Raw genomic sequence first — 6,362 nt, forward strand, 5'->3', positions numbered from 1 at the left:
TCCTCGCCCCGGGCCTCCTTCGCGGCGGCGACCGACCGCTGCAGGGCGGCCAGCAGGTCGACCACCTCGCCGGAGGTCGGGGTGGAGGTCTCGGTGCGAGTGACCTCGCCGCCCTCGATCTTGGTCTTGACCAGCGCCTCGACCGCCTCGGCGTAGTCGTCCTCGAACTCGGCCGGGTCGAAGTCCCCGGCCAGTGTCTCGACCAGCATCTTGGCCATCTTGACCTCGGCCGGTTTGACCTCGCCGGCCTCCACGTTGAAGTCCGGGGTGCGGACCTCGTCGGGCCACATCATGGTCTGCAGCACGATCACGTCGCCGGCATCGGTCGGCCGCACCCGCAGTACGGCAACGGTGGTGCGCTGCCGCAGCGCGACCGTCACCACCGCCACCCGGTCCGCCTCGAGCAGCGCCTGGCGCAGCAGCGCATAGGGCTTCGCCCCGGTCGACTCCGGCTCGAGGTAGTAGGACTTCTCGAACAGCATCGGGTCGATCTGGTCGCTCGGCACGAACTTCTCCACCGCGATCTCGCGCGAGGAGGTCGAGGGCAGCTCGGCCATGTCGTCGTCGGTGAGGACGACCATCTCGCCGTCCTCGGTCTCGTAGCCCTTCGCGATCTCGGCGTAGGGCACCTCCTCGCCGTCGATGGAGCAGATCCGCTGGTAGCGGATCCGGCCGCCATCCTTGACGTGCACCTGCCGGAACGACACGTCGTGGGACTCGGTGGCGGCGTACAGCTTGACCGGCACGCTCACCAGGCCGAAGGAGACCGCGCCCTTCCAGATCGCTCTCACGTGTCACATCCTCCCCGGGCCTGGGCATGATTGCCACCATGCGCCCGATGCTCGCCACCACCGGTACCCACGTGCCGACCGGCGACGACTGGGTCCACGAGGTGAAGTGGGATGGCATCCGGCTGATCGCGCAGCGGTACGGCGACGCCTTCCGGCTGACTACGCGCAACGAGAACGACGCGACCCTCGCCTGGCCGGAGCTCGCCCCCGGGCCGGGCCTGCCCCGGGACCTGGTGGTCGACGGCGAGGTGATCGCGCTCAACGACGCCGGCAGGCCCGACTTCCGAGTGCTCGGTGAGCGGATGCACACCCGCGACCCGCGCAAGGCGGCCAGGTTCGCGGCCGCGCGCCCGGCGACGTACATGGTCTTCGACGTGCTCCGCCTCGACGGCGAGGACCTCACCGGCCGCACCTGGACGCAGCGGCGCGCGATCCTGGAGGGGCTGGAGCTGGGTGGCTGGCAGGTGCCGGCCACCTACGACGACGGCCGGCTGCTGCACCAGGCGACCCTCGCCCAGGGTCTGGAGGGGATCGTGAGCAAGCGCCGCGACTCGCGCTACCAGCCGGGGGTGCGCAGTCGCGCCTGGCTGAAGTTCCCGCACCGCTTCCGCGCCTCCTACGTGGTCGGGGGCTGGCGGCCGCAGGAGGGCACCCGCGACCGGCTGGCCGCGCTGCTCGTCGGCGAGCTCACGCCGCAGGGACTGCGCTACCGCGGTCGGGTCGGCAGCGGCATCGGCGGCAAGGAGAGCCTGCGGCTGCGCTCGGCCCTGACTCCGGCCGCAGCCAGCCCGTTCGCGGACGAGGTCCCGCGCGAGGACCTGACCGGCACGTTCTGGACGACGCCCGGCGTGGTGGTCGACATCGAGACCCACGGGATCGGGTACGAACGACTGCGACAGCCGACGTACGTCGGTCTCCGCACCGACCTGAGCCCGGAGGACCTGCTGAGATGAGAGCGCTGCGCACTCTGCTCTCGACGCTGCTGCTGGCGGCGGTGGTGGCCGTGCCGACCGCGGCACACTCGGCCGCTGCGGACACGGTGCGGCTGGGCGGGGTGCTCGTCCACCTGCGCCCGGGTACCACCCAGGTCGTCACGGTCCGGCACACCCACGGCACCAGCGCGCGGGTGTCGTTCTGGGTGCTGCGCCACGGCGTCTGGAAGCGCCGGCTGACGACGGCCGACGGCCGCACCGGGTACGGCGGCCTGGTGGCCGGCGCCCGCCGCCACCAGGGCACCGGCACCACGCCGCTGGGCACCTACGGACTGATCTCCGCCTTCGGCACCCATCACGCCTCGGCGAGCTGGCACCTGCCCTACCGGCGGATCGGGCCGGGCGACTACTGGGTGGAGGACAACGCCTCGCCGTACTACAACCGCTACCGCAACCGGTCCCAGGGCGGGTTTCGCTGGTGGCTGCCGACCAGCGCCGAGAACGGCTCGGAGCGGCTGGCCGACTATCCGCGCCAGTACGAGTACGCGATCGTGCTCGACTACAACCGCGAGCAGGTCCGGCACCGCGGCGCCGGGATCTTCCTGCATGTCAACGGTCGGGGCGCGACGGCCGGCTGCGTCAGCGCGCCGCGGGCGTTCCTGCGCGCCCTGATGCGCCGGCTCGACCCGGCCGACGTGCCCCTGATCGCGATCGGCCGGGGCCGATGACCGAGGTCAGGGTCGAGGTCGAGGGTCACACCCTCAAGCTGAGCAACCTGGACAAGGTGCTCTACCCGCGCACCGGCACCACCAAGGGTGAGGTGCTGCACTACTACGCCACCGTCGCGCCGGTGCTGCTGCCGCACCTGCGCGACCGGGCCGTCACCCGGATCCGCTGGCCGCATGGCGTGGCGGAGGCGAGCTTCTTCGAGAAGAACGTCCCGGCCGGGATCCCGTCGTGGGTGCGCACCGTGACGGTGCCGACCACCGGCTCGCGCACCGCGTCCAAGCAGGAGGGCACGCTGACGTTCCCGATCGTCGAGGACGTCGCCACGCTCACCTATCTGGTCAACCTGGCCGCGCTGGAGCTACACGTGCACCAGTGGCGCGTCGGTGCCGGCGGCGACCCGATCGGCGCCGACCGGATCGTGATCGACCTGGACCCCGGCGACCCGGCCGGGCTGCACGAGTGCGCCCAGGTCGCCCTGCTGGCCCGGGAGCGGCTCGGCCAGCTCGGCCTGGTCAGCACCCCGGTGCTCAGCGGCAGCAAGGGCCTGCACCTCTACGCCCGCCTGCCCGAGGCGGCGCCCAGCGACGAGGCGAGCGCGCTGGCCAAGGACGTGGCCGAGCAGTTGCAGCGGGAGCATCCGCGGCTGGTCACGGCCACCATGGCCAAGGCCCGTCGTACCGGGAAGGTCTTCTTCGACTGGTCCCAGAATGCCGGCTCCAAGACCACCGTGTGTCCCTACTCGCTGCGCGGTCGGGAGCGACCCACCGTGGCGGCCCCGGTGACCTGGGCCGAGGTCGAGGCCGGCGCCGAGGACCCGCTGGCGCTGGCGCAGCTCGGGTTCGAGGAGGTGCTCGAGCGGGTGGCCGAGCACGGCGAGCTCTTCGGCTCTTGATCCGTTGCGGGCCACCTGAGCGCGATCTGTGCTTATCCTTCCCTCCGTGGCTCACCGGGTGCTGGTCGTCGAGGACGAGGAGGACATCGCCCTCCCGCTCGTCCGCACCCTCGAACGCGAGGGGTACGACGTCACCCGGGTCGACTCCGGTCTCGACGCCCTCGACCACCTCGACCCGGCGGTGGCCTCGCGCCGGGTGAGCCCGGTGGACGTGGTGATCCTCGACCTCGGGCTGCCCGACATCGACGGACTGGACGTCTGTCGCCGGGCCCGCACGGCCGGCTACACCGGCGCCATCATGATCGTCACCGCCCGGGCCGGGGAGCTGGACCGCGTCGTCGGCCTCGACTACGGCGCGGACGACTACCTGGCCAAGCCGTTCGGGCTCGCCGAGCTGCTGGCGCGGGTGCGGGCGCTGCTGCGCCGTACCGCCACCATGGCGCCGCCGCTGCAGGAGGGCGCGCTGCGCATCGACATCGCCGCCCACCGGGTCTACGTCGGCGAGAACCAGGTGAGCCTGACCGGCAAGGAGTTCGACGTGCTCACGGTGCTGGCCGCGCAGCGCGACCGGGTGGTCTCCCGCGACCGGCTGATGAGCGAGGTGTGGGACGCCAACTGGTACGGCTCCACCAAGACCCTCGACGTCACCATCGGCCGACTGCGCAACAAGCTGGACGCGGCCGGGGTCACCGACAAGGTGGTGGCGGTACGCGGTGTCGGCTTCCGCCTCGAGGCCGGCAACCGGGATGCGTAGCCGGCTCACCCTCGCCTTCGTCGTCCTCATCCTCGGGCTCGGCTCGGCCGCCTACGCCGCCCGCTCCTGGACCGTCGAGCGCACCGCGCGGGAGCAGGGCGACGCCGCGCTGCGCCGGGAGGTGCGGATGCTCGCCGACACGATCGACGCCCGCCAGCGGCTGGGTCGGCCGATCGACGCGCCGTTCCTGCGCCGCTACACCGGCTCCGGCGTGGCCGTGCGGCTCCATCCCCAGGCCGGCCCCGACACGGTGGTGCACGGGACCGGCTTCGCCGGCAGCGACGCGGCGGTGGCCGACAGCGACAACCTGTGGGCGGTCGCACCGGTGGCCGGAGGCGGCTACGTCGTGCTCAGCGAGAAGGGCTCGTTGTTGCACCGGATCGCCTACCGGCCGCTGTCGGCGCTGGTGCTGATCGGCGGCCTGGCGGCGCTCGTCGCGGGCCTCGCCGGCGCGCTGCTGGCGGGCCTGCTCGCTGCGCCGTTCCGCCAGCTCGCCGTCGCAGCGGCGGGGCTGGGGCGAGGCCGCTTCCGGCTGGACCTGCCCCGCACCCGGATCCCCGAGGCGCGCGAGATCGCCACGGCGCTGCAGCAGAGCGCCCGCCAGCTGGAGGACCAGCTCTCCCGGGAGCGGGTCTTCGCCGAGCGCGCCTCGCACGTGATGCGTACGCCGCTGACCGGCCTGCGCCTGGAGCTGGAGGAGCTGGTGCTGGGTGACGACCTGCCGGCCGAGACCGTCACCGCACTGGACCGCTGCGTGGCCAGGGTCGACCAGCTCGACGCCGTCACCGGCGAGCTGGTCGCGTTGGCCCGCCAGGGCTCCCTGGTGACCCGCGCGGCCACGCCGCTGCGCGACCTGGCGGCCCAGATCTCGCGGCGCTGGGTCGGAGAGCTCGCCACCCGTGACCGCGCGCTGTCGGTCACGACGGCCGGCGCGGTCGAGACGGCGTACACGCCCGGGCCGGTGGAGCAGATCATGGAGTACCTGCTGGTCGACGTCTTGCACCGCTCCCGGGGAGAGGTGGAGCTGGCGCTGGAGGCGGGCTCCGATGGAGCACTGCGGATCTCGGTGCACGCGGAGCGGGCCTCGGTGCGGCGACACCGCAAGGGGAAGACGCCGGTGGAGCGGGCCTGCGCCGTGGTGCTCGCGCTGGGTGGCCGGCTGGCGGGCGAGGGCGTCCACCCCGGCGTCGAGGTCAGGCTTCCGCAGCGGTAGCGGCCGGCGTAGGACAGGATGGGACCATGACGCGCCCGATCGAGACCTGGCTGACGGACATGGACGGCGTCCTCGTGCACGAGGAGGTGCCGTTGCCGGGCGCGACCGAGTTCATCGAGGCGCTCAAGGCCACCGGCCGCCGATTCCTGGTGCTGACCAACAACTCGATCTTCACCCCGCGCGACCTGCGTGCCCGGCTGCTCGGCAGTGGCATCGACGTGCCGGAGGGCGCGATCTGGACCTCCGCCCTGGCGACCGCGAAGTTCCTGGCCGACCAGCGGCCCGGCGGCTCGGCGTACGTCGTCGGCGAGGCCGGTCTGACCACGGCGCTGCACGATGTCGGCTACGTGATGACCGACCGCAACCCCGACTACGTGGTGCTGGGGGAGACCCGCACCTACTCCTTCGAGGCGATCACCCGAGCGATCAGGCTGATCGAGGGCGGTGCCCGGTTCATCGCCACCAATCCCGACCCCAGCGGCCCGAGCCAGCACGGCACCCTGCCCGCGACCGGCTCGGTGGCGGCGCTGATCTCCACCGCTACCGGCCGCCGGCCCTACTTCATCGGGAAGCCCAACCCGCTGATGATGCGCTCGGCGCTGAACCGGATCGAGGCGCACTCGGAGACCACCGCGATGGTCGGCGACCGGATGGACACCGACGTGATCAGCGGGCTGGAGGCGGGTCTGCGGACCTTCCTCGTGCTCACCGGATCGACCCGCCCCGAGCAGGTGGAGACCTTCCCCTATCGGCCCACCCAGGTGGTCGAGTCGGTCAAGGACCTGGTCGATCTGGTTGAGCCTTCATCGATGTGAGGCTGCTCTCAATTTCCGCGAGATCCACGTGAGAGCGTGATCTTTACCACCGAATTACCTGTACGACGGTTGGATTTCCGTCCGATGTTGTGCCTACGGTCTGCGCCGTTTGCACGAGCAAGCACCGGCACTCGGACGCGCCGAGTCCTGTCCCTTCCGGGTGCCGGGCCGCACGAACACCAGGGACAGGAGCGGGGGACCCACCTGCCCGCGGCGGGGCGCAGCCGCGGGGGGTG

General features: G+C 72.2%; 7 protein-coding genes. 6 read left to right on the forward strand and 1 reads right to left on the reverse strand.

Annotation, left to right across the window (positions count from 1 at the left end):
* A partial coding sequence (ku, locus tag VHA72_RS03800; RefSeq protein ID WP_325573113.1) for a non-homologous end joining protein Ku occupies positions 1 to 791 on the reverse strand: 791 nt, incomplete at its 3' end.
* A gap of 38 nt (positions 792 to 829) precedes the next feature.
* Here ku and VHA72_RS03805 point away from each other — a divergent pair.
* Genes VHA72_RS03805 through VHA72_RS03830 form a run of 6 tightly spaced genes read left to right on the forward strand, consistent with a single transcriptional unit; the run spans position 830 to position 6,126 of the window.
* Positions 830 to 1,744, forward strand: coding sequence for an ATP-dependent DNA ligase (locus VHA72_RS03805; protein ID WP_325573114.1), 915 nt, complete (start codon positions 830 to 832; stop codon positions 1,742 to 1,744).
* The gene (locus VHA72_RS03810; RefSeq protein WP_325573115.1) at positions 1,741 to 2,451 is read left to right on the forward strand and encodes a L,D-transpeptidase family protein; all 711 of its coding nucleotides are present in this window, start codon (positions 1,741 to 1,743) and stop codon (positions 2,449 to 2,451) included. Before VHA72_RS03805 ends, VHA72_RS03810 begins: the two co-directional genes overlap by 4 nt.
* Complete coding sequence (ligD, locus tag VHA72_RS03815) at positions 2,448 to 3,344, forward strand: non-homologous end-joining DNA ligase (RefSeq protein WP_325573116.1); 897 nt, start codon at positions 2,448 to 2,450, stop codon at positions 3,342 to 3,344. Before VHA72_RS03810 ends, ligD begins: the two co-directional genes overlap by 4 nt.
* A 46-nt stretch (positions 3,345 to 3,390) precedes the next feature.
* Positions 3,391 to 4,098 (forward strand): response regulator transcription factor, encoded by a 708-nt coding sequence (locus VHA72_RS03820; RefSeq protein ID WP_325573117.1) that lies wholly within the window; start codon positions 3,391 to 3,393, stop codon positions 4,096 to 4,098.
* Positions 4,091 to 5,311, forward strand: a complete 1,221-nt coding sequence (locus VHA72_RS03825; RefSeq protein ID WP_325573118.1) for a histidine kinase dimerization/phospho-acceptor domain-containing protein — start codon at positions 4,091 to 4,093, stop codon at positions 5,309 to 5,311. The genes VHA72_RS03820 and VHA72_RS03825 overlap by 8 nt, the downstream gene beginning before the upstream one ends.
* 26 nt (positions 5,312 to 5,337) lie before the next feature.
* On the forward strand, positions 5,338 to 6,126 hold the full coding sequence (locus tag VHA72_RS03830) for an HAD-IIA family hydrolase (RefSeq protein ID WP_325573119.1): 789 nt from the start codon (positions 5,338 to 5,340) through the stop codon (positions 6,124 to 6,126).
* The last annotated feature ends 236 nt before the right edge of the window (positions 6,127 to 6,362 follow it).

Source organism: Nocardioides sp. (assembly GCF_035547795.1).
Lineage (GTDB): Bacteria > Actinomycetota > Actinomycetes > Propionibacteriales > Nocardioidaceae > Nocardioides.